Here is a 23769-nt window from a genome sequence, read left to right on the forward strand (position 1 = left end):
ATTAATGCGCCGCAGCGGCTGCCTTCGATCCCTTGCCCTTCGACATCCGCCCGATCTCTTCCAGCTTGATCTCGACGTGCTTCGAGAACACGTACTCGGCCGGACGCTGCTTGTCGATTGGCAGATCCTTCGCGTACGCGCCTTCCGTACGCGGGCCGCGCATCGACACACCGAGCGCCTTAAGCGGATGCGCCACGGTATCCATCACGGCGGTGGCTTCGAAGCCGCTATGCACCATGCAGTCCGCGCACTTCTCGTAGTTGCCCGTGCCGTACTTTTCCCACTCGGTGGTTTCCATCAGTTCCTTGAAGGTCTTCGCGTAACCTTCACCGAGCAGATAGCACGGACGCTGCCAGCCAAACACCGTGCGCGCCGGGTTGCCCCACGGCGTGCACTGATACGTCTGGTTGCCCGCGAGGAAGTCCAGGAACATGGCCGACTGGCTGAACGACCAATTCTTGCCGTTGTTGCCGCGCTTGAAAATCTCGCGGAACAACGTCTTGGTCTTGTCGCGGTTCAGGAAGTGCTGCTGATCCGGCGCGCGTTCATAAGCATAGCCGGGCGACACCGTGATGCCGTCCACGCCCATCGGACCGAGCGTATCGAAGAACTTGGCGACGCGATCGGGATTGGCGTCGTTGAACAGCGTGCAATTGATGTTCACGCGGAAACCGCGCCGCTTCGCTTCCTTGATCGCCTTCACGGCCTTGTCGTAGACGCCGTCTTGCGATACCGAGTGATCGTGCGCCTGCTGGTCGCCATCGAGGTGAACGGACCAGACGAAGTACGGGCTCGGCTCGTAATCGTCCATCTTCTTTTCCATCAACAGCGCGTTCGTGCAGAGATACACGAACTTCTTGCGCGCGATGATGCCCTTCACGACCTGCGGCATCTCCTTGTGCAAGAGCGGCTCGCCGCCCGCGATGGAAACGACCGGCGCGTTGCACTCGTCGACCGCGCCCAGGCACTCTTCCAGCGACAGACGCTGGTTGAGAATGGGATCCGGATAGTCGATCTTGCCGCAGCCGTTACACGCCAGATTGCAGCGGAACAGCGGTTCGAGCATCAGTGCAAGCGGGTAGCGCTTGTTGCGCGAAAAATGCTGGCGAAAGATATAGGCGCCAACGCGGACTTTCTGAAGCAGCGGAATAGACAATTGCTTGCTCTCCTTATTCTTCGCGGGTGGCCGTCGCTGCCGTGGTCGCCAGGGCGGCGAGCGGTTGCAACAGCTTCGCGGGGAGTTTGAATTCGACCTTTTCCTCGCGGCCTTCCATCGTCGTGACTTCGACGTGGCCGAACGCGCGCAGGGCATCGATCACATGTTTGACCATTTCCTCGGGCGCCGAAGCACCCGCGGTGATGCCGACAGTCTGCGCCTTTGCAAACCATTCGGCCTTGACTTCCGAACCATCGGCGACGAGATAACTCGGCACGCCGGTTTCCGCGCCGATCTCGCGCAGCCGGTTCGAATTGGAACTGTTCGTGGCACCTACTACGAGCAAGACATCGACCTGAGTGCTCAACTCGCGCACGGCGGCCTGGCGATTCTGCGTGGCATAACAAATGTCGCGCGTGTCCGGACCCACGATATCGGTGAAACGGCGCTGCAAGGCGTCGATGATGCCGCGCGTGTCGTCCACCGAAAGCGTGGTCTGCGTGACATAGGCGACCGGGGCATTGACAGGCAAAGCTAGCGTTTCCACTTCCGCCTCGCTTTGCACCAGCACGACCTTGCCCGGAATCTGCCCGATGGTGCCTTCCACTTCCGGATGCCCCGCGTGGCCGATCAGAATGAGTGTACGGCCTTGCGAGACATACTGCCGGCCCTGCACGTGGACTTTGGTGACGAGCGGGCAAGTGGCGTCCAGCACGTCGAGCCCGCGTGACAGCGCGTCTTTCTCCACCTTCTTCGCGACGCCGTGCGCGCTGAAAATGGCGACCGCGCCGTGTGGCACCTCGTCGAGCTCCTCGACGAAACGTGCGCCCTTGCCGCGCAGATTGTCTACGACATGACGGTTGTGAACGATCTCGTGACGCACATACACCGGTGCGCCATGCCGTTCCAGCGCCCGATCGACGATTTCGATCGCGCGAACCACGCCCGCACAAAAGCCGCGGGGTTGAGCAAGGATGATACGCATATTCGAACGAACTCCGACTGGCGCGGGTTTCGGATCAGGCGGCGCGATGCTCGCGCGTTCCATGGGACCACATTATCGTGCCGGCCATGCCGCAAACGGGCGGCTTGACAAGCCCGGAATGCAGACCGGAAAAAACGACGTGCCGGGTTCGGTCTGCATGCCGAAGATGACCGCGTATTCTAACTCGTTCCCTTTATGGGTGCTTGTCGCATACGTTCCGGCTGAGCCTTGCGGCACGCGGCAATACGGCGACCGGCATATCCCATTAAACTGTCGGGTGCTCCGGGCGGGGCGCTCGCTCGCCACGGTGCGATTGCGTCGTTTGCGCCTTGTTTGCGTGCCTCGCGCGTTATTCCTTCGTGTATTTTTGGCGCAACGCCCCGGCCCGCTGCAATCCCTGATCCGACCTGATTCAACGCAAGCGCACTCGGTCGTCCGAGCTGCCGCCCTCGACTTTCATCTCATGCTACTGATCGCCTGGCTGTCATTTCTGATCTGGATCGTGTTGCTGTTCGCCCGTGGCGGCTTCTGGCGCGCCCAGCCCGCACCCGCGCTTTCCGCGACGACCGTGCACGCGGTCGGCAAAGCCGAAATCGCCCGGCGCGGCGCGTGGCCGGCGCTGGTGGCCGTGGTGCCCGCGCGTAACGAGGCCGACGTGATCGGCCGCGCGGTCGGCTCGCTACTCAGGCAAGACTACGCGGGCGCGTTCCACGTGATCGTCGTGGACGATCACAGCACCGACGGCACCGCCGCCGCCGCACTCGCCGCCGCCCGCGATCTCGGGCTCGATGACCGTCTGACCGTGCTCACCGCGCAACCGTTGCCGCCTGGCTGGTCGGGCAAGGTATGGGCGCAGTCGCAGGGCATCGGTGCTATCGATTCGCTCGGCCTGCCCGCCGAATTCCTTCTGCTTACCGATGCCGACATCTACCATCCGGCCGATGCCGCCACGCAACTCGTCGCGCGCACGATTTTAGAAGACCGCGATCTCGTCTCGCTGATGGTGCGGCTGCGCTGCGACTCGCCGTGGGAGAAGGCGCTGATTCCAGCGTTCGTGTTCTTCTTCGCGAAGCTGTATCCGTTCGCGTGGGTCAACGACGTGCGGAAAACGACCTCGGGTGCGGCCGGCGGCTGCATGCTGGTGCGCCGTTCGGCGCTGGTGGAGGCGGGCGGTATCGAGTCGATCCGGCAGGAACTCATCGACGATTGCAGTCTTGCCGCGCGCATCAAGCATCGCGCGGGGCGCAACGGCGCGCGGCCCATTCGGCTCGATCTGGCCGAATCGAGCGAGTCGCTGCGTCCGTACGATCACTGGCGCGAAATCTGGAACATGATCGCGCGCACCGCGTTCACGCAGTTGCGCTACTCGCCGCTTCTGCTCGCGGGTACGGTGCTGGGCATGGTGGTGATCTATCTCGCGCCGCCGTTGTTGGCGCTCACGATGGGCGCGCGTGCCTGGCCCGCCTGCGCGGCGTGGGCGCTCATGTGCATTGCGTATGGGCCGATGCTGCGCTACTACCGGCGTTCGCTGCTGTGGGCGCCGTTCCTGCCGCTGGTGGCGCTGTTCTACGTGAGCGCGACGATCGGCTCGGCCGTGCGTTACTGGAGCGGCAAGGGCGGTCAGTGGAAGGCGCGCGTGCAGGCGCCGACGCAGGAAGGCTCCTGACCGACTTGAACGCGCGTTACTTCTTCGTCAGAAGGGCATACATCTCGACGACGGCGTGCGGCGAAAACGTGAACGGCACCCAGCCGTGTCCGCCGTGACGCATGATGAGCAGTCGATCCCCGTTTGCGTGCTTCTGCACGGCCATCAGCGGGTTTTTCGTTGCCGCGAAACGCCAGCCGGGCGCGATGCCGCCAGGCTGATCCGGCGTCATCGATGCACGCACGTTCGCCAATTCCTCGATCAGCTCCGACACGCCTTCGGGACTCAGCAGCACCGATTGGCCGGCGATCGTCATTTCGATTGCATCGCGGTCGGGGCGCGAGACGGTCAGCGTAGGCTTTTCCGCAGGTCTTGCGGCTTGTTCGCGCTCGGCTTCGGCGCCGAGCGGCGCAGGTTCCGCAGCGGGCGCGACGGGCTCGGCGCTCGTCACGCGCATGGGCAGCGGAGCGGGTTGGTCGTCTGGAGAAGTAGCGGACTGGAGGAGCGTGTCGAGGCTCGACTCCAGCGCGCCGAGCTGGTCATGTAGATTCATGCGAAGGTATCTGTGTCTTTCGATGCTGGCAGCGAGACCGTGACTTTACCTTCTCCGTCAGGAGCCACCGGGCACACGTTGTAACGAAATGCTTGGAAACGGCTGCCGATGAAGCGCTTCGCCGTTGCCCGCCGCAAGAAAAAGGCGTCTTCCGGATTGCTCCGGAAGACGCCTTTCGAGACGGCGCCGACTACTTTACTTCGCGCGTGCCTGTGCTTCGGTCAGTGCTGCGTTGAGCGTCTTGCTCGGACGCATCACCGTTTCGAGCTTGGCCGGGTCCGGCTGATAGTACCCGCCGATATCCGCCGCATTGCCCTGCACGGCGTTGAGTTCGTCGATGATCTTCTGCTCGTTGTCGCCTAGTTGCTTCGCGAGCGGCGCGAACAGTTCGGCGAGTGCGCGGTCTTCCGACTGGTTCGCGAGTTCCTGCGCCCAGTACATGGCCAGATAGAACTGGCTGCCGCGATTGTCAAGCTGACCGGTCTTCGGCGACGGGCTCTTGTTGTTGTCGAGCAGCTTGCCGGTGGCGGCATCCAGCGCCTTCGCGACGAGTTTCGCGCGCGCGTTGTCGTTCTTGATGCCGAGTTCTTCCAGCGATACCGCCAGCGCCAGAAACTCGCCGAGCGAATCCCAGCGCAAATGGTTTTCTTCGACCAGTTGCTTGACATGCTTCGGCGCCGAGCCGCCCGCGCCGGTTTCGTACAGGCCGCCGCCCGCCATCAGCGGAACGATGGAGAGCATCTTCGCGCTGGTGCCGAGTTCCATGATCGGGAACAGGTCGGTCAGGTAGTCGCGCAGGATGTTGCCCGTCACCGAGATCGTGTCCATGCCGCGGATCACGCGTTCGAGCGTGTAACGCATGGCGCGCACCTGCGACATGATCTGGATGTCGAGGCCCGTGGTGTCATGGTCCTTGAGATACGTCTCGACCTTCTTGATGAGCTCGTTTTCGTGCGGACGGTACGGGTCGAGCCAGAACACGGCCGGTGTGCCCGAGTTCTTCACGCGCGTGACGGCGAGCTTGACCCAGTCGCGGATGGGCGCGTCTTTCACGAGACACATGCGCCAGATGTCGCCTTGCTCGACTTCCTGCGTGAGCGAATCGAGCACTTCGTTGGTCGCGTTATCGACGATACGCGCCGTGCCGGCTTCGCTGATCTCGAAAGTCTTGTCGTGCGAGCCGTATTCTTCGGCCTTCTGCGCCATCAGGCCGACGTTCGGCACCGTGCCCATGGTGCGCGGATCGAACGCGCCATTGGTCTTGCAGAAGTTGATGATTTCCTGATAGATGCGCGCGAACGTGCTTTCCGGGATCAGACACTTGGTGTCTTGCGGACGGCCGTCGGCGCCCCACATCTTGCCGCCCGCGCGGATCATGGCGGGCATGGACGCGTCGACGATCACGTCGTTCGGTGCGTGCAGGTTCGAGATGCCTTTAGCGGAATCGACCATGGCGAGCGCCGGGCGATGTTCATGACAGGCGTGCAGGTCGCGGATGACTTCATCGCGCTGCGATTCCGGCAGCGTGTCGATTTTCGAGTAGAGATCGACCAAGCCGTTGTTCACGTTGACGCCGAGTTCCTCGAAGAGCTTCGCGTGCTTGGCGAACGCGTCTTTATAGAACACCTTGACCGCATGACCGAACACGATGGGGTGCGAAACCTTCATCATGGTCGCCTTCACGTGCAGCGAAAGCATGACGCCCGTCTTGTGCGCGTCTTCCATCTGGTCTTCGTAGAACGCCACGAGCGCGTTCTTGCTCATGAACATGCTGTCGACGATCTCGCCTTCCTGCAGCTTGACCTTCGGCTTCAACACGATGGTTTCGCCGCGCTTCGTGACGAGTTCCATGCGCACTTCACGAGCCTGGTCGTTGGTGATGGACTTTTCGCCGTGATAGAAGTCGCCATGCTTCATGCGCGCGACGTGCGTACGCGACGCCATGCTCCATTCGCCCATGCTGTGCGGATGCTTCTTCGCAAAGTTCTTGACCGCGAGCGGCGCGCGGCGGTCCGAGTTGCCTTCGCGCAGCACCGGGTTCACGGCCGAGCCGAGGCACTTGGAGTAGCGCTGACGAATGGCCTTCTCTTCGTCGTTCTTCGGCTCTTCGGGATAGTCCGGCAGTTTGTAGCCCTTCGACTGCAATTCCTTGATCGCGCTGATCAGCTGATGCAGCGACGCGCTGATGTTAGGCAGCTTGATGATGTTGGTGTCTTCGAACTGCGTGAGCTTGCCGAGTTCGGCGAGATTGTCCGGCACGCGCTGTTCTTCGCTCAGAAACTCGGGAAACTCGCCGAGGATACGCGCGGCGACCGAGATGTCGCTCGTTTCGACATTGACGCCGCCGGCGCGATGAAAGTGCGGACGATCGGCAGAAAGGCGCTGGTTGCGAGCAGCGGAGCTTCGTCGGTCAGGGTGTAGATGATAGTGGGTTGCTGATTACTCATCGCTTGTCTCGACTTCGCAGAACAGGTTGGAAAAAAGCGCCGGCTGCATTCACCCTTCCGGCCGTGAATCCGCTATTTTGCATGATTTTGAGGGGCGCGCGTGTGAAAGCTGGTCGCCGCGCGGGCGTAAAACAAAGCATTTTTATTTCAAATCAATAACTTGGAAATTTTTAGGTCTTATAGAAGAGTTGAGCCAGTCTCGCAATGCGGAACGTTGCGCCCTCAACTGCCCAGATAGCCGTTCGCACGGAACCAGTCGAGCGCGTCTTTGAGCCCTTCGCGATACGGCCGCGCGCTGTAGCCTAGTTCCCGCTCCGCCTTTGCCGACGTGAAATACATCTTGTTCTTCGACATGCGCAGCGCGTCCACCGTCACGAACGGCTCCTTGCCGCTGAACTTGGCGAACATCTCCGCGCCGACGGCGAGCGGATAAAGCGGCCCGCGCGGCAGCTTGATGGTCGGTGGCTTCCTCCCGACGAATCCGGCGATGTCCGCGAGCATTTGCTGCAATGGCAGATTCTCGCCCCCCAAAATATAACGTTCACCGATCTTGCCGCGTTCGAGCGCAAGAAAGTGGCCGTTGGCGACATCATCGACATGGACGAGATTCAGGCCCGTGTCGACGAAAGCGGGAATCTTCCCTGTCGCCGCTTCGACGATGATGCGCCCGGTAGGCGTCGGCCGCACGTCGCGCGGACCGATGGGCGTCGAAGGATTCACGATCACCGCCGGTAACGCGTCGTTCGCGACCATGCGCTCGACGGCGCGCTCCGCCATCACCTTGCTGCGCTTGTACGCGCCAATGGTGCTCGCCGTGTCCGACGGCTTCGTCTCATCCGAAATTGCGCCCGAACTCGTGACCTTGAGCGTCGCCACGCTGCTCGTGTAGACGATGCGCTCCACGCCTTCGGCCAGCGCCGCGCGCATTGTCGCCTCGGTGCCCTGCAGGTTCGCGCGCTCGATTTCGCCCGGGTCCGGCGCCCAGATCCGGTAGTCGGCGGCCACATGGAACAGATAGCGCACGCCCTTCAGCGCGGCGCGCATCGAGGCTTCGTCGCGCATGTCTCCGACGACGATCTCGGCATCGAGCGCTTCGACGTTCTTGCGCGGACTCGTGGCGCGGACCAGCACGCGCACCTTGAAACCGCGCTCGATCGCGAGCCGCGCAACCGCCGAACCCACGAAACCCGAGGCTCCCGTGACAAGCACGCGTGAGCCGGAAAATTCAGTCATTCTTACCTCGCCCTTACATTTGCGCGGCCGTTTTTTCGTAACAAGTGCCGCGCGACAATGGATGCGTCAAGAACCCGCAAAGCCAGATATGACAAGGGCTTGCGGGTCGTGCTATGGTCCGGACCTGCCTGCTTTGTAGGCGCTTTTGCAAAACATGAACATCCTGGTCAACGATGCCCCAAGACACTCGAAGCCACGCCTCGTGGATTTACCTTGCCATTGCGATCGCGCTTGCCGTCGTGTTCGCCATCGACTTGCTCACGCCCACGCGTCTCGCGATCTGGGTGTTTTACGTGCTTCCGGTCGTGCTGTGCATGTGGCTCGACAAGCCGCCTGCGCCGATTATCGTCGCGGGTGCGTCTTCGGTGCTGATGATCGGCGGCTACGTCTTCTCCAACGCTGAACCCACCGCGAACCACGAAGTCCTGCAACTCAATCGCGCGATGGGCATTTTCGTGTTGCTCGTGGTGTCGGCGGTGGCGCACCTGTATATCAAATCGCGGCTCGCGGTACAACGGACCACGTGGCTGCAGCAGGGCATCATGCAGATGAGCCTGCAATTGCGCGGCGAACAGTCTCCGGCTTCGATCGGCGTCAGCATGCTTCGTTCGCTCGTTCCGTATGTCAACGCAAAAGTCGGCGTGGTTTATACGTTCGAAGCCGATACGCTCACGCGCATCGCCGGCTGGGCGCTTCCCGACGAAGACAGCGCGCCGCGCCGCATTGCGCGCGGCGTCGGGCTTGCGGGTCAGGCGGTCGAGGACAAGCGCATCCTGCAAATGCGCGATGCGTCCGCGCACTATCTGAAAGCCGGCTCCGCGCTGGGCACGGTTGCGGCGTCGAGCGTAGTGGTCGCGCCCGTCATGGCCGATGGCGAAGTGATGGGCGTGGTCGAGCTCGGCTTTGTCGGCGACGAAGGACGCTTCAACGACAGCCGCGAGCTGCTCGAAATGGCATCGGAAGCGATGGGCATGGCGTTGCGCTCGGCGCGGTATCGCGTGAGGCTCGTCGAACTGCTCGAAGAGACACAGCGCCAGAGCGAGGAATTGCAGGTGCAGCAGGAAGAACTGCGCGTCTCGAACGAAGAACTCGAAGAACGCGGCCGCGCCTTGCAGGACTCGCAGGCGCGGCTAGAACAGCAGCAGGCCGAACTCGAACAGACCAATGTGCAGCTCGAAGAGCATTCGCAAAACCTAGAACGGCAGAAGGCCGAACTGCTTCAGGCGCAGCAGGAACTGACCGCGAACGCGTTGCAGATGGAGCGCGCGAGCCAGTACAAGTCGGAGTTCCTGGCGAACATGTCGCATGAATTGCGCACGCCGCTCAATAGTTCGCTGATCCTCGCCAAGCTCCTGCAGGACAACAAGCAAGGCAATCTCTCCGACGAGCAGGTGCGCTACGCGGCGACCATCCACTCGTCGAACAGTGATCTGCTTTCGCTCATCAACGACATTCTCGATCTCTCGAAGGTCGAGGCGGGCCAGATGGATGTGCAGTTCGCGCCCGCTTCCGTCGATTCGATTCTGCAAGCGCTCAAGCAATCCTTCGCGCCGGTCGCGGCCAGCAAGGGGCTCGAGTTCTTCACCGTGCATGGCGAGAACGTGCCGGAGTATTTCGTCACCGACAACCAGCGGCTCTTACAGGTGCTGCGCAATCTGCTGTCCAACGCGTTCAAGTTCACCGAGCGCGGCAGCGTGACGATCGCGGTGGAACGCGCGAACGAACAGGCGCTGCGGTTCGAGGTTCGCGACACGGGCATCGGCATTGCGCGCGACAAGCAAGACCTGATCTTCCAGGCGTTCCAGCAGGCGGACGGCACCACGAGCCGTCGATACGGCGGCAGCGGACTCGGCCTTTCGATCTCGCGCGAATTCTCGCGTTTGCTCGGCGGCTCGGTCGGTGTATCGAGCGAAGTCGGCAAAGGCAGCGTGTTCTCGGTGACGCTGCCGATCGCCACGCGCGAAGGCACCGTCACCGCGAAGCTCGACACCATCGGACATATGCGCGAGCCCGAGCCCGCCGCCGTGCGCGATCCTTCCTTGGTGCCGGTCGCGCCTTCGCCGGCTCCGCAAGAACGCCCGGCGCCGCAACCTCCGCAGGCGTCGATGCCCGAGCCAAAAGGTATCGCCGACGACCGCGCGGACCGCAAGCGGCCGGGGCGCGTGATTCTCGTCATCGAGGACGATCAGCCTTTCGCGCATATCCTCTACGATCTCGCGCACGAACTCGATTTCGATTGCGTGCATGCGGCAAGCGCCACGCAAGGCGTGGAACTGGCGCGTTCGCTGCAACCCAACGGCATCCTGCTCGACATCGGCTTGCCGGACCAGTCGGGCCTCACCGTGCTCGAATGGCTGAAACACGATCCGCTCACGCGTCATATCCCGATCCACATCGTCTCCGCGACGGATCACGCCGATGTCGCGCTGCATCTCGGCGCAATCGGTTACACGCTCAAACCGAGCGCACGCGACGATCTCGCGCAGGCCATCCTCAAGCTCGAAGCGCGCTCGTCGCAAGGCATGCGGCGCGTGCTCGTGGTCGAGGACGATCCGGCTTTACGTCAGAGCATTCATGCGTTGCTCGCGAGCGAAACCGTGGGAATCGTGGAAGCGGGCTCCATCGCCGAAGCACTCGACGAGATGAAAAGCGCCGCGTTCGATTGCGTCGTGATGGACCTGGCGCTGCCCGACGGTTCCGGCTATGAACTGCTCGAACGCGTTTCGACGAGCAGCGGACACGGCTCGCCGCCAGTGATCGTCTACACGGGCCGCATGCTCTCGCAAGAGGAAGAGCAGCGCCTGCGCCGTTATTCGAAATCGATCATCATCAAGGGTGCGAAGTCGCCGGAGCGTCTGCTCGATGAAGTGACGCTCTTTTTGCATAGCGTGGAAAGCGCGTTGCCGCCCGAGCAGCAACGCATGCTGCGCGCGGCGCGTCAGCGCGACGACGTGTTCGAAGGCCGCACGATCCTGCTCGCCGAAGACGACGTGCGCAACATCTTCGCGCTGTCGCGCGTGATCGAGCCGCTCGGCGCCACGCTGGAGATCGCGCGCAACGGCCGCGAGGCGCTCGAAGCGCTCGCGCGTCCCAACGAGATCGACCTCGTTCTGATGGACGTGATGATGCCCGAGATGGACGGCCTCACCGCCATGACCGAGATTCGCAAGCAGCATGAGCACGCGCGCCTGCCGATCATCGCGCTGACGGCGAAGGCCATGCAGAGCGATCGCCAGAAATGTCTCGAGGCGGGTGCGGACGACTACATATCCAAACCCATCGATGTCGATAAGCTCGTATCGCTGTGCCGCGTCTGGTTGCGGCAGCGTTGACGTGAGATGTCAGATCAGACGGCCCACTTGATGAACGAAAGCATGCACGACGAAGAAGCCACGTTCGATATCGAACTGAAGCTGATTCTGGAGGCCATCTACCTCAAGTATCAGCACGACTTCCGGCACTATTCGGTGAGTTCGCTGCGGCGCAGGCTCGGCCAGGCAGTGCGCGATCTCGAATGCGCGACGCTCTCGCAATTGCAGGAGCGCATTCTGCGCGACCCGTCGCTCTTCGGCAGGCTATTCCAGTACCTCACCGTGCAGGTGAGCGAGATGTTCCGGGACCCGCAGTATTTTCGTGCGATTCGCGAGACGATCGTGCCGATTCTGCAGACTTATCCTTCGATCAAGGTATGGGTCGCGGGATGCAGCAGCGGCGAGGAACTGTGGTCGCTAGCGGTGCTGTTCGCCGAGGAACGGCTCGCCGAGCGCACCGTGTTCTACGCGACCGACATCAACGCGGAAGCCTTGCGTATAGCGGAAAACGGCATCTATTCGCTGGATCGCATGGCGGGGTTCAGCCAGAACTACCTCGCGGCGGGTGGCAAGCGTTCGCTCTCCGACTACTATCACGCGGCCTATGGCGCGGCGAAATTCTCGCAGACGCTCAAGTCGCGTGTGGTGTTCGCGGATCACAGCCTCGCCACGGACAGCGTGTTTCTAGAAGCGCATCTGGTCTCGTGCCGCAACGTGCTGATCTATTTCGACCGCGCGTTGCAGGACCGCGCGCTCGGCCTTTTCAGCGAGTCGCTCGTGCGGCGCGGCTTTCTCGGACTCGGCAGCAAGGAGAGCCTGCGTTTTTCGAAACATGCGGACCAGTTCGCCGACTTCAATCCGCGCGAGCGGCTTTATCAGAAGGTATAGCGATGAGCACACAGATGCAGCGCCCGCTCGTCTTCGATGCCGTCGTGATCGGCGCGTCGGCGGGCGGCGTCGAGGCGCTGAATCTGCTGTTGCCGGCGCTGCCGAAAGCGTTCGCGCCGTCGGTTCTCGTCGTGGTGCATGTGCGGCAGGGTCAGCCGAGCCTGTTGCCCGACCTGTTCGCGCAACGCTGTGCAATCGCTGTGCGCGAACCCTTCGACAAGGACGAGATCGCGCCCGGCACGGTGTATTTCGCGCCACCGGGGTATCACATGCTGGTCGAGGCAGAAGATGGCGCGGCGCCTTCCATCGCGCTGTCGGTCGATCCGCCCGTGCGCTTTTCGCGGCCATCGGTGGATGTGTTGTTCGAATCGGCGGCGCACGCGTATCGCGAGCGGCTGCTCGGCATCGTGCTGTCGGGCGCCAACGACGATGGCGCGCGCGGCGCGCTGGCGATTCGCGATGCGGGCGGCGCGTGTTGGGCGCAGGACCCGCGCACGGCTTCGTCGTCCGCGATGCCGTTTGCGGCTATCGAAAACGGCGCGGTCCGAGAGGTCCTGACGCTGGAGCAAATGGTGACGCGTCTTTCCACGCGCATCGGGTACTTATCAGAGAATAAGTTAGGCAATGAGGCAGGCAATGAAGCTGGAAGCGACGCAGGAAGCAAAACAGGCAATGCAGGCAAGGGGAGCCGCTAAATGACGCAACCCATTTATGTGCTGATCGTCGATGACATCCGCAACAACATCACCGCACTCGAGGCGTCGCTGGCCCGGCCGGATCTCTCGGTGCTGAAGGCGGAATCGGGACCGGCCGCGCTCGAACTGCTGCTCAAGCACGACGTCGCGCTCGCCATTCTCGATGTCAACATGCCCGGCATGGACGGCTTCGAACTTGCCGAACTCATGCGCGGCAGTCCGCGTACGGCGCATGTGCCGATCATCTTTCTGACCGCGACCGCGCAGGACGGCAACCGCACGTTTCGCGGCTACGAAGCGGGCGCGGTGGACTTTCTCTATAAGCCGTTCGATTCGCGCATCCTCAATTCGAAGGTAGATGTCTTCATTCAGATGGAGCGTCAAAAGCAGCAACTCGCGACGCAGCTCGCAACCGTGCAGCAACTGCTCGATGCAAACGAGATGCTCATGGCCGTGCTCGGTCACGACCTGCGCACGCCGCTGTCGGCCGTGATCGCTTCGGCGGAATATCTCGCGCGCTTCGTGCCGGACGAGAATGTCGCGAATATCGGCAACCGCATCAAGTCGAGCGGCATGCGCATGGTTCGCATGGTCGATCAGTTGCTGAACCTTGCGCGTCTGCGCGGCGGCCGCGTGACCTTGCAGCCGCGTTCCGTGGAACTCGCGACGCTCGCGAAGAATATCGTCGAGGAATACGAGGCGCGCGTCGGCAAGGGGCGCATCTTCGTGCTGCGCCACGGCGATACGCTTTTGCAAGGCGACGGCGATCTGCTTTCGCAAGTGTTTTCGAATCTCATCGGCAACGCGTTGCAGCACGGGCTCGAAGGCTCGGCCATTCAAGTGCGTCTCGAAGGCGGCAAGGACGACGTGACCATCGTCGTGCAGAACGCGGGCGAGATTCCGCCTGAAGTGGTGCCGACCATCTTTGCGCCGTATCGCTCGGGGCGGCGTCAGAGCGAGTCCAGCGGCCTCGGGCTCGGCCTCTACATCACGCGCGAAATCACCGAAATGCATGGCGGCGACGTGACGGTGCAATCGTCCGCGCAGGCGGGCACGGTGTTCGAAGTGCATCTGCCGCGCACGCCGCGTCCGCGTCCTGGCGAACGCACGGATTCCGCGCAGCCGTTCCGTCTCAGCTGAAGCGCGAAATCGAGCTGATCCTGAAGCGTTTCGATACGCCGTCTACAATGCGGCCTATCAACGCTTACGAGGGGAATGTGCGATGCCTGGCCCGGATCTGGATACGAGAATCGAAACCTATTACGTGCACGTGAAGGGCGTCGTGCAGGGCGTGGGCTTTCGACATCACACCGTGAGGCGCGCGCATGCGCTCGGCGTGCGCGGCTGGGTCGCGAATCTCGAAGACGGCTCGGTGGAGGCGATCGTACAAGGCGCGGCCAATCAAGTCGACTTGATGCTCGAATGGCTGCGACGCGGGCCGCCGCATGCCCGCGTCACCGAGTTCTTCAGCGAAGAACGCTACGTAGAAAAGCGCTACGAGCGCTTCGAGCAGCACTGAATCAACGCGCCACCAACAAACTCTCCGCGAACTGCCATTCCTCGTCGCGCCACTGATGCGAGCATTCGAAGCCCGCGTCGGCGGCCATTGGCGCGACTTCATCGGCGGCGTACTTGTGGCTGCTTTCCGTCCAGATCGTCTCGCCTTCGCGGAACTCGACACGCAGATCCGCACTTGGCACATGCGCCGTCAGCGCACGCCTGGCGCGCAGATGCATTTCGATACTGCGTGCTTCGGAATTGAAGCGCGCGACGTGCTCGAAGGCATCGAGCGGAAAATCGCCACCCAGTTCGCGGTTGATGCGCGCCAGCAAGTTCAGGTTGAATGCAGCCGTCACGCCGATGGGATCGTCGTACGCGGCGATCAACGTCGGCAGCGGTTTGAGAAGGTCGGTGCCGAGTAAAAGGGCATCGCCGGGAGCGAGCATGCTGCGTATCGACTGTAGAAACTTGGTCGCCGCGAGCCGCGAAAAATTCCCGATGGTGCTGCCGAGAAACAGCACGAGCAGCCTTTCGCCTTCCTTCCGTTTGGCGCTGACTTCCGACAAGCCGGCCAGATAATCGCGCTCATAACCGACGATCGAAATGCGCTCGATATCGCCCAGTTCCCGGCGGCACAACTGCAAAGCGGTGCGCGATATTTCAATCGGGTAATAGGCGGTGGGCTGCTTTTTACAAAGCGCCTCCAATATGCGGCGCGTCTTGCGGCCGCTGCCGCTGCCGAGTTCGGCGACCTTCACGTTGCCCGGCATTGCCGCGACGATATCGGCGGCATGTTCCGTGAGCACGCGCTCTTCGGCGCGCGTCACGCCGTATTCGGGCAGCGCAGTGATGACTTCGAAGAGGGCCGAGCCCACTTCGTCATACAGATACATGGATGGCAATTCTTTTTGCGGCTCTTTCGACAACCCGGCGCGGACGGCCTCGGCAAAGGCGCTGTCGACGCGGGTGGATAGGGCGGGTTGAATCATGACGTCTCCATCTATGCGGCGTTTTATTCGTGTGCCGTCCTTCGTTGCAACGGCGCGGCGCTTGGATGCTGCTGATGCAATGACGTGAGCGGCTTCGCTCGAATCAGGCAGGTGAAGCCGTTGGGTTAGGTATGAAGAGTCGCCCATCGGCATGACGGGTTGAAGACAACGTCGTGCTCGGTGAAGTTCATCCGGCGCGAAAAGCGAACTAGCGAAGCAAAAAACGCGCACGACTCAAGGCGAAGTTTGAAGCACGCTCTGAATAGCGTCGATGCACAGCGTTTAGAATGCGCAGTTCCCGCTTCGCTCGAGCTTTCACTCATTGATGAATCAGCACGTTCTCGGGCGCGGCATCGCGCTTTCCGTTGTCGCATCGGCGCTCTTCGCGCTCATGTCGGGCTACACCAAATGGCTCGCGCCGCTCGATGGCCTCGACATCTTCGCCTGGCGCATCGTGTGGACCATGCCCGGCGCGCTGCTGCTCGTCGCCTTGCGTAATCGCTGGCCGCAATTGTGCGCGCTCATTGGAAAGCTTGCTCGAACCCCGAGTCTGCTTTTGGCGTTCGCCACGGTCGCCGCCTTGCTTGGCCTGCAATTATGGATTTTTCTTTGGGCGCCGTTGCATGGACGCGCGCTCGAAGTGTCGCTTGGCTACTTTTTGTTGCCCCTCGGGATGGTCCTGCTGGGTCGCTTTTACTATCACGAAGCGCTCGATCGTCTGCAATGGGCGGGCGTCATTGCGGCGGCGCTTGGCGTGGCGCATGAGCTTGTCGTGTCGCATGCGTTCGCTTGGCCGACGCTCGTCGTCGTGCTCGGCTATCCACCGTATTTCATCTTGCGGCGACGCCTGAACGCGGACCCGCTCGTTTCCTTCGCGATAGAGATGATGTTGCTCGCGCCGGTCGCAATCGTCATGTTGTTCGCACGGAATTCGTTTTCTATGGCTGCAAGCGACGCGCGCTTGTGGATGCTGTTGCTTCCCGGACTCGGCGCGTTGAGCACGGTTGCGCTCGCGTCTTACCTGCGCGCGAGCCGTTATTTGCCGCTCGCGCTCTTCGGCATTTTGGGCTATGTCGAACCAGTCTTGCTGGTCGGCGTGGCAGTGCTCGTACTCGGCGAGCCGTTCTCAGCGACGCAACTCGGAACCTATGTGCCCATCTGGATTGCCGTGGCGCTGACCGCCGTGCACAGCGCGCGGGTGCTACGGCGTGAACGCATGTCGGCGGCGAGTTTGCCGGTCAGCGAACATCACGCGAGTATCGAGCATGAGATTGGCGCGGAACACAGCGAGCGCGTGGAGCCGATGCAATAAAAAAGGCGAGCCCGTGAGCTCGCCTTGCCTGAACGCATCGATGCAACCGATGCGCGATGCGCCTACGCGCAGCCTCCCTGACTGCCTGCTGCGTCTACTGTTTGCATCGGCGGCCGTTTTTTGCGTCGCTGGATTTCGCGACTTGTTACTTGTCGGCCTTCGTTTTGGCTCCCCACCGGCACCTTCGCTGCGCCCCGTTAAACCTTGATGCGCTGTTTTTTTCGTCGCGATGCCGATGAAAACGCCGCGCTTCAGTAGCGCGTTGACGTCCGTCTGGTGACAAAGGGTAACGAGTCGCGAGCAAATGAAACGGCGCGTCAAAACGCCGAGCGTCGTGGAAAGTCTTTACCGATTCAACATGCCAAGTGTTACGGCCAAACACATATGTCGGCATTTATAGCAGCGCCGTGGAAATACTTCGACATCCGAACGAATGCCTGCCGCAGGACCAACTTGTAAGCGTTGAAATGTACGGTTACCAACTGCATCAGTTATTTCTTCATCGCCTGCTTAAGATGACTCTACGAACCCGGCTCACGGGAATTGGAGAGTCTCATGAAACGCGCAGCACTTGTCTTGTTGATGATCGGAAGTCTGTCGGTGGCAGGACAGGCGTCGGCCCACGGACGCGGCGGCGGCTACGGCGGCCACGGTGGTGGCGGCAATGGCGGCGCGATTGTCGGCGCGTTGATCGGCGGCGCTTTGTTGGGTGCCATCGTGAGCTCGGTGGCGAATGCGCAGCCTGTCTACGCACAGCCGGCTTATGCGCAACCGGCTTATGCGCAGCCCGTGTATGCACAACCTGCGGTTCCTCCTGGCTATTGCTACGACGGCTATCGCCGCGCCTACGTGCCGTGCGCGCCCGCTGGCTACGGATATTGATTGCCCGACCATCGCCGCCACGCGGCACGACGTTTGCGCTAATAAGTCCACGTGCGTTGCAGCGTCTCTGCTGCCTGGACGGACGATGGATGGACACGTGAAACGCAAACTTTTGGAGACTTGCTATGAACGCGACTAAGAAGCTGGTGATCTCGGCACTGGTGTTGGGTCTTTCGGGCGGTGTCTACGCGCAAGCCGGAGGCGGAGGCGGCGCAGGTGGTGGTGCGGGCGGCGGCGCAGGCGGTGGCGGCGGCGCGGGGATGGGGTCGGCAGGTGCGGGCGGCAATGGCGCCGCGGGCGCTGGCATGGGCGCGTCTGGCAAAGGTGGTGGCGTTGGCATGAGCGGCGCGACAGGCACGGGTGTCGGCGGCTCGTCGGATGGCACGAGCGGAACCGGCACAGGCGCGAAGAGTGGCATGAACAACGGGGTCAACAACAACATGAACCCGGGAACCATGCAGCGCAGCACGCCGGACAGTACCGGCAACGCTAACGGTGCACAAAAGAGCTACTGATGTCGTGGTACGTGTACGCTAGCGCGCATGCAGGTGCGATCGCCGGAGCAGGTTGCGGCATCCGCTATGCAGCGGCGCGCGAAGAACGAAAGATTGAATCGGGAATAACGTTTTACTGCTCGGTCGCGGACGCTGCACTTGCCGCCGCTGCCGGCTCGAATGTCTTGACGCGCAAACTGACCTTCTCGGCATAAGCGCGTGAACCGCCGTAGCTCTTCAGCGCGGCGTCGATATCGCCCTGTGCGGACTTCAGATAGCCGTGCAGGATAGCTGAACCCACTTCGATATTGGTTTCCGGCTCTGTCAAGTCCACATCGCGAACCAACTTCTTGTGAGCGGAAGGTACGACCTGCATGAGACCGGTTGCGTCGTTCGGGCCGTGGGCCGTTTCCTTGAAGCGCGATTCTATGGAAATGATCGCAAGCAACAATGCCGGCGGAAGCGAGTATTTCGATGAAGACGCCATTACCGCCGATGCGATGGTCTGCGCCTTTTCGCGTGCGACGCCGAACTTGCGAACGATCAATTCCGAAATCTTGTGACTGACTTGCTCGGTTTTTACGTCGTTGCCCGAGGGCGCCTGCGTGTCGTTTTGGCCGCCGGGCTGCACGGCTTCTTGCGCGCTTGCAGCTTGTGCGAGGCTGATCAGTAGAAGGATTGAGAGAATATTTCGACGCATCGGACTGGGTAATCTTGAGGAAAGCGCATTATAGCTTCATAAAAAAGTCTTGCGGATCATGGGCTTGTCTTAAATATGATGAATATTTTTGCAATTCGGTATTGCTTACCCGGTAAATCAGGTGCGCTCTGCGCGCTTCGCCGTGGGCGCCGAGATGCCGGCGCCGGCTTCATCGGAGAGACGTGCGAACATTGGAAGAGACATCAGGACGACTGCCGCCGTCGCCAAAAAGGCGCTCGCTAGTTGCCAGCGTTCGGTCTGAACGCTGCCGGAAATCAGCATCGTGGCTTGAATCGTCCCGGCCGCGACGGTTACACCAAGCGCCTTCATCAACTGCTGCGCGGTGCCCTGAAACGAAGTCGCGGCGGCGAGGCGCGGCTTCGGAACATCGGCGAAAGCGAGCGCGCCCATCGTCGCGAAACTGAGCGAGCGGCCTAATCCGCCGACGAGGAGCAGCACGAAGATGGCGGCTGCGGGCCAAGCCTGCGACATCGTCGAGCACACGACCAGAACCAGCGCAAAGATCACGCTGCCTGCGCACAGAACCGCGCGCACGGAGAATCGCCGGAGTGCGAGCGCGGTCATCGGACGCATACAAAAAGAGCCGAGCGCGCTTGCAAAAGTCACCAGTCCGCTAGCGGACGCGCTGTAACCGAAGCCGGTCTGCAAGGTGAGCGGCACGAGAAAAGGCAGCGCACCGGCGCCCGCGCGGAAGAGGCTGCCCGCGACCGTGGCCGCGTGAAATGTCGGAATGGCAAGCAGCGAGAAGTCGATGGCAGGATTCTCCACGCGCCGGCAGTGAACGACGGTTGCCCAGAACAGTAGGAGGCCGACCGCGACGCATGCCCAGGGCAGCCCTTCGGGCATCACGCCGCGTCCCGCGCTTTCGATTCCGATCATGAACAGACTCAGCGATGTCCCTGAAAGCAGCATGCCGCGCAAATCCGGCGGTGTGCGGCTTTCAGGCGGCGAGGGCGGCAAGAGCTTCCACGTGAGGACGAGACCGATCGCGCCCACTGGCACGTTGACCCAGAAGATGCTGCGCCAGGAGAGCGCATCGGTGAGAAAGCCGCCGAGCGGCGGCCCAAGCAAGGGACCGACAAGCGCGGGCATGGTGAGCCACGTGGTCGCTTGCAGCAGCTCTTCGCGCTTCACGCCGCGAAAGAGGATCAGGCGGCCGACGGGCACCATCATCGCGCCACCCAGACCTTGCACGATGCGTGCGCCAATGAGTTGCGGAAGATTCGCCGCCGCCGCGCAAGCGATCGACGCGAGCGTGAACGTGGCGATTGCCCACATGAAAACGCGCCGCGCGCCGAAGCGGTCGGCCACCAAGCCGCTCGCCGGAATGAAGACCGTGAGCGCAACTAGATAAGCGGTAATGGCGCTGCTCAGATGGACGGGATCGATATGCAGGTCGCGCGCCATCGTGGGAATGGCGGTCGCGACGATGGTGCCGCCCATGTTCTGCATGAAGAGCGCCGAGGCCACGACGGCAGCGGTGATGCGAAAGTTGCCGTCGTTCACGATGCAGTGCGTGCTCGCGCGCTGCATGGGCGCTGCAAGGCTTTTCGAGTGGATGACGAGTGCATGCCCGCCAGTCTACGCGAAGCCCGCGGAGGCGCGCGGGTCGCCCCTCAATTCCGCAGTGCGATGTCTTCGGCGTATTCCAGATAGTGAGCAAGCGGCGGCGTGCCGCGTGCGGCGTCCTTCGCTTCGTCATCCCAGCGGCGCAACGCCATGGCATCTTCGGCGAACGGGCGCGCCAGAAAATCGCGCGCTTCGTCGGCATCGAATACGCCGCCTTGCAGCTGCAAACTGCGCACCGAATCGGGCGAAAGAAGCGCGTGATATGAGGCATCGATCGCGCAGAGGCAGCGCTTGGCATCCACGTGAAGGCGGATCGGTTCGAGCACGGCATCCGCGAACAGCGGGCGTAAGAACGGCAGCGCGTAATACTGGTGGAGATCGTCGATACCGCGTGTAGTCGGCGTATCTCCCTGCAAGTTCAATAGATGTCCGAGGTCGTGCAGCAATGCCGCGACGATCAACTCGCGGTTCGCGCCCGCCAGCTCCGCGAGATACGCTGTCTGCAGCGCGTGTTCGAGTTGCGTGACGGGCTCGCCGCTATAGGCAAGCGCCCCGTAGGTGTCGAAGAGATGCCGGATGTCGTTGAAGGAGAGCGCCATCTTCCAGTGCAGTGCGAGGAGAAACGGTGATTGTCGCGAGTCTTCATGACGTGCCGATGGCATCGCGCGCTATCGAAAAACCGCTGTTTTTAGCGTGTTACGATGCCCTTCGATCCGTCAATCATTCAATGCAGATGGCAACGTTATACAAAACGCTTGGAGTAGGCGAGCACGCCACCGAGGAAGAGATCAAGCGCGCTTATCGCAAGGCCGCGATGCGCTCGCATCCGGATCGCAACGCGGGCAACGAAGACGCCGCGCGCGCGACGTTTCAAGAGATCAAGGAAGCCTACGCCATACTTTCCGATCCCGCGCAACGCGAAGTCTACGATCGCATTTTCGCGGAGGAAGTCGCGCGTCTACATAAGGCGCAAACAGAGCGCGAAGCGAAGGAGCGTGAAGTACGCGAGGCGCTCTATGCGGAATATGTATCGCTCGCCATGCGGTTCGCATCGCAAGGGCATAACCGCGATGTCGTCTTTGGCGCGCTGCTTGGACAGCAATGCGATGAAGTGCAAGCGCGGCAAATCGCGGATAGCGCGATAGCGCTGCATGATTCGCGACAGACGGCTGGCGATGAGCCAGCCGAAGAACTCGTCGTTGAAAAGAAACCGGCGGGTCCCACGATCAATCCGCTTGGTTCCATGTGGTTCCAGTTTCTCAACAACCTGAAGCTTTAAATCGATGCCGTGCTACGCGGCCAGTCTTTCGCCACGCATGTTACGGTGACGCGGCGCGGGCGGATACACACACCAGTGGCCGTCGTCGTGACGGAAGAAAAACAGCGCGCGCGATGCAGCGCCCTGCAGCGTTTCCACACAAACGAAGCGGCGCCGGTCTGCGCGCGTGCGACTGAATTGCCTGACATGGACCGGCGTGCTTCCGGGCGCCAGCCATTTTTCGACCTGATAGCGAAGGGATTGCTCTTTCGTGCATTTCATTCCGAGTCTCCAACACGCGGCATTCATGTTCGGGCTAACGGCCAGATGCGCTCAAGGCTTTACGCCCCGCCACTGAAATAACTATGCCGCAATGCATCACGTACCTGACAAAGCACTTTAACTCTACGCCTGAAAACCAGGCGCCTGCTCCAAGTTTGCGAAATAGCAACACGCTCACTTTGAACTGGCGGAGTACGGCTTCGAGTCGATTGAATGGTCATTCAACGCGATGGACGGGTATGTACGCGAACGGTCATATCAATGATCCGATGCGTGCGCTATCCGTCATTTGTGTAAGAGCCAGTTCCGTGCCGCGGCGCGGCATTTTTTTAGAGCGGCCGTGCGAAACTCAGTTCGTGGCCGTCGGGATCGGTCAGATGGAAGTAGCGCTCGTTCCAGGGCGCATCGCGCGGCGCGAAGTGCGGTTTCGTTCCGCAGGCAAGCGCACGGCGATAAAAAGCATCCACGTCGGAGACATGAATGATGAAGCGGCCCCACCATTGAACGGGACCATGTGTTTCGGTCGTGATGTTGAGAAAGGACGCACCTAGCGCAAAAGAAGTGAATGCCTCGTTCGCGCCGCCATGCACGATACGAAAACCGAGCGCTTCGTAAAAGGCGACGGCACGAGGCATATCGTGCGTGGCGAGCGTAACGGCGCTGAGACTTTCAATGCGCGGTTCGTCTTGATTCGAATCGGTCATGTCATCCAGTGTGATGATGATGCGACACGAGCGGCAGCACGTTCAAATCCGGATGCGTACCATCGACGATACTTCGGCCGACATGCCGCGCGTCGTCGGCTGCGTCGTCGGGAGTCTTGAACGCGTCGTCGCCATCGGAATGGAAATGCACGGCGTCGCCAGGTCTTTGCGCATGCGTGCCGGGTCTGCATACATAGGCAATATAAACGTAGCTGTTAGACGCGGATTCAGGCGCTGCCTTGATTTGCGGCAGTGCATGAATCTCGAAGCCTTCGTATTCGAAAACGTGCCACTTCGGCGTGGGGTCGTCGGGCATGATCGCCTCCTTTCCATCTTCGCGCGGGCTATTCAACGTTACTCCTGTTGGCGCGATGAATCCATGTTTAAGCGCGTTGAAACGAACGATACGCTTGCTCCGCAGCGCGTTGGACGTTATGTTGAGCCACGGGCCTTTCGCCCGACGAGACTTCAACCATGACCGTCATCCGTCGCGTAGTGCGTGCGCTGTTTCTCGTGGTTATCGCAAGCTTAGGCTTTGCTACAGGCAACGCCGGTGCGCAGAACGAGAAGCCGTCGCTTGCACTCATCGACTGCACGCTTATCGACGATAACGCCGCGTATAACGATGCCGACATCAACCGCATCCAGAGCCAGCGCCTCGCGATGATCGGCACCGCGCTGCGCGACGACATGCGTGAGCGTGGCCTGTTCCGCATTGCCGATAACGCGCCCGCCAAGGATCTCATCGCGTCGCTTCAAGGGGCGCAAGACATGAGCGCCTGCAACGGCTGCGAACTGCGCGTAGCGCGCCAACTTGGCGTGGAGCGCGTGGGCATTTGCTGGGTGCAGAAGATCAGTAATCTAATCCTCAACATGAACCTTCGTGTGGAAGATGCCAAGAGCGGCGCCACGCTCTTTCAGCGTTCCGTCGATATACGCGGCAACACGGATCTCTCGTGGCAGCGTGGCGCCAAGGCGCTCGTCGTCCTGCTCGCCGACGATCCTTCGATGAAGCCCTGACGCGGCGATTGAACCCACGGAAACGAATTCGGGAGTTTCTCCCGCCTTCCGGCGTTGCCAGAGCGGCGCATGTTGGGCTAAGTTCCATTCGGGCACGCCCGTTCGACGCGGTCGCGGTGCCTGTC

22 protein-coding genes and 1 pseudogene are annotated in these 23769 nt (G+C 61.6%); 11 read left to right on the top strand and 12 right to left on the bottom strand.

Translation table 11 applies throughout. From position 1 onward, the window contains the following. Position 1 precedes the first annotated feature (1 nt). Complete coding sequence (hpnH, locus tag P9292_RS14445) at positions 2-1156, bottom strand: adenosyl-hopene transferase HpnH (RefSeq protein WP_244828861.1); 1155 nt, start codon at positions 1154-1156, stop codon at positions 2-4. Between the two features lie 13 nt (positions 1157-1169). Then, positions 1170-2141 carry a 4-hydroxy-3-methylbut-2-enyl diphosphate reductase gene (gene ispH / locus P9292_RS14450; RefSeq protein ID WP_250510437.1) on the bottom strand — a complete coding sequence of 324 codons (972 nt, stop codon included), beginning with the start codon at positions 2139-2141 and terminating at the stop codon, positions 1170-1172. Between the two features lie 463 nt (positions 2142-2604). On the opposite strand from ispH, the gene P9292_RS14455 reads away from it, so the two are divergent. Then, complete coding sequence (locus P9292_RS14455; RefSeq protein WP_250467574.1) at positions 2605-3807, top strand: glycosyltransferase; 1203 nt, start codon at positions 2605-2607, stop codon at positions 3805-3807. A 16-nt stretch (positions 3808-3823) separates the two neighbouring features. On the opposite strand, the gene P9292_RS14460 is transcribed toward P9292_RS14455, so the two are convergent. From P9292_RS14460 to hpnA, 3 genes and pseudogenes are all read right to left on the bottom strand, one after another. After that, complete coding sequence (locus P9292_RS14460; protein ID WP_250467573.1) at positions 3824-4339, bottom strand: hypothetical protein; 516 nt, start codon at positions 4337-4339, stop codon at positions 3824-3826. 195 nt (positions 4340-4534) lie between these two features. After that, positions 4535-6786: pseudogene (locus P9292_RS14465) on the bottom strand (NADP-dependent isocitrate dehydrogenase). Positions 6787-7008: 222 nt separating this feature from the next. After that, a complete protein-coding gene (gene hpnA / locus P9292_RS14470) occupies positions 7009-8019 on the bottom strand; it encodes a hopanoid-associated sugar epimerase (RefSeq protein ID WP_309848339.1) in 1011 nt (336 codons plus the stop codon). A gap of 173 nt (positions 8020-8192) precedes the next feature. Here hpnA and P9292_RS14475 point away from each other — a divergent pair, with 173 nt between their 5' ends. The 5 genes from P9292_RS14475 (at position 8193) to P9292_RS14495 (ending at position 14432) form a co-directional block, all read left to right on the top strand. After that, on the top strand, positions 8193-11351 hold the full coding sequence (locus P9292_RS14475) for a response regulator (RefSeq protein ID WP_309959678.1): 3159 nt from the start codon (positions 8193-8195) through the stop codon (positions 11349-11351). Between the two features lie 30 nt (positions 11352-11381). Then, a complete protein-coding gene (locus tag P9292_RS14480; RefSeq protein ID WP_244828854.1) occupies positions 11382-12218 on the top strand; it encodes a protein-glutamate O-methyltransferase CheR in 837 nt (278 codons plus the stop codon). A 2-nt stretch (positions 12219-12220) separates the two neighbouring features. Then, a complete protein-coding gene (locus P9292_RS14485) occupies positions 12221-12913 on the top strand; it encodes a chemotaxis protein CheB (RefSeq protein ID WP_309959680.1) in 693 nt (230 codons plus the stop codon). Beyond that, entirely contained in the window at positions 12914-14053 is a 1140-nt protein-coding gene (locus P9292_RS14490; protein WP_250467569.1) for a hybrid sensor histidine kinase/response regulator, read from the top strand. A gap of 82 nt (positions 14054-14135) precedes the next feature. Beyond that, the gene (locus tag P9292_RS14495) at positions 14136-14432 is read left to right on the top strand and encodes an acylphosphatase (RefSeq protein ID WP_244828851.1); all 297 of its coding nucleotides are present in this window, start codon (positions 14136-14138) and stop codon (positions 14430-14432) included. A gap of 1 nt (position 14433) precedes the next feature. On the opposite strand, the gene egtD is transcribed toward P9292_RS14495, so the two are convergent. After that, on the bottom strand, positions 14434-15402 hold the full coding sequence (gene egtD, locus P9292_RS14500; RefSeq protein WP_250467568.1) for an L-histidine N(alpha)-methyltransferase: 969 nt from the start codon (positions 15400-15402) through the stop codon (positions 14434-14436). Between the two features lie 325 nt (positions 15403-15727). Between egtD and rarD the strand changes: the two genes are divergently transcribed. From rarD to P9292_RS14515, 3 genes are all read left to right on the top strand, one after another. After that, a complete protein-coding gene (gene rarD, locus P9292_RS14505; protein WP_309959684.1) occupies positions 15728-16714 on the top strand; it encodes an EamA family transporter RarD in 987 nt (328 codons plus the stop codon). Between the two features lie 555 nt (positions 16715-17269). Continuing rightward, positions 17270-17596: a hypothetical protein gene (locus P9292_RS14510; RefSeq protein WP_309959687.1), complete on the top strand. Its 327-nt coding sequence runs from the start codon at positions 17270-17272 to the stop codon at positions 17594-17596. 125 nt (positions 17597-17721) lie between these two features. Then, a complete protein-coding gene (locus P9292_RS14515; RefSeq protein ID WP_309959690.1) occupies positions 17722-18111 on the top strand; it encodes a hypothetical protein in 390 nt (129 codons plus the stop codon). Between the two features lie 112 nt (positions 18112-18223). Here the strand turns inward: P9292_RS14515 and P9292_RS14520 are convergent, their stop codons facing one another. The 3 genes from P9292_RS14520 to P9292_RS14530 all read right to left on the bottom strand — a co-directional run bounded on the left by P9292_RS14520 (position 18224) and on the right by P9292_RS14530 (position 20979). After that, positions 18224-18790: a lytic transglycosylase domain-containing protein gene (locus P9292_RS14520; protein ID WP_250492939.1), complete on the bottom strand. Its 567-nt coding sequence runs from the start codon at positions 18788-18790 to the stop codon at positions 18224-18226. A 117-nt stretch (positions 18791-18907) separates the two neighbouring features. After that, a complete protein-coding gene (locus P9292_RS14525) occupies positions 18908-20344 on the bottom strand; it encodes an MFS transporter (protein ID WP_409015164.1) in 1437 nt (478 codons plus the stop codon). Positions 20345-20427: 83 nt separating this feature from the next. Further along, entirely contained in the window at positions 20428-20979 is a 552-nt protein-coding gene (locus P9292_RS14530) for a phosphonate degradation HD-domain oxygenase (RefSeq protein WP_309964027.1), read from the bottom strand. Between the two features lie 134 nt (positions 20980-21113). On the opposite strand from P9292_RS14530, the gene P9292_RS14535 reads away from it, so the two are divergent. Continuing rightward, complete coding sequence (locus P9292_RS14535) at positions 21114-21659, top strand: DnaJ domain-containing protein (RefSeq protein ID WP_309959693.1); 546 nt, start codon at positions 21114-21116, stop codon at positions 21657-21659. Positions 21660-21671: 12 nt separating this feature from the next. Here P9292_RS14535 and P9292_RS14540 read toward each other — a convergent pair whose 3' ends face one another. From P9292_RS14540 to P9292_RS14550, 3 genes are all read right to left on the bottom strand, one after another. Continuing rightward, positions 21672-21920 (bottom strand): hypothetical protein, encoded by a 249-nt coding sequence (locus P9292_RS14540; RefSeq protein WP_250467561.1) that lies wholly within the window; start codon positions 21918-21920, stop codon positions 21672-21674. A 329-nt stretch (positions 21921-22249) separates the two neighbouring features. After that, positions 22250-22624 carry a VOC family protein gene (locus tag P9292_RS14545; RefSeq protein ID WP_309959695.1) on the bottom strand — a complete coding sequence of 125 codons (375 nt, stop codon included), beginning with the start codon at positions 22622-22624 and terminating at the stop codon, positions 22250-22252. A gap of 1 nt (position 22625) precedes the next feature. Next, the gene (locus P9292_RS14550; protein WP_309959697.1) at positions 22626-22940 is read right to left on the bottom strand and encodes a hypothetical protein; all 315 of its coding nucleotides are present in this window, start codon (positions 22938-22940) and stop codon (positions 22626-22628) included. 158 nt (positions 22941-23098) lie between these two features. Between P9292_RS14550 and P9292_RS14555 the strand changes: the two genes are divergently transcribed. After that, positions 23099-23644, top strand: a complete 546-nt coding sequence (locus tag P9292_RS14555) for a DUF3280 domain-containing protein (protein WP_244828841.1) — start codon at positions 23099-23101, stop codon at positions 23642-23644. Positions 23645-23769: the final 125 nt, after the last annotated feature.

It is taken from the genome of Caballeronia sp. LZ001, from assembly GCF_031450875.1.
Taxonomy (GTDB): Bacteria; Pseudomonadota; Gammaproteobacteria; order Burkholderiales; family Burkholderiaceae; genus Caballeronia.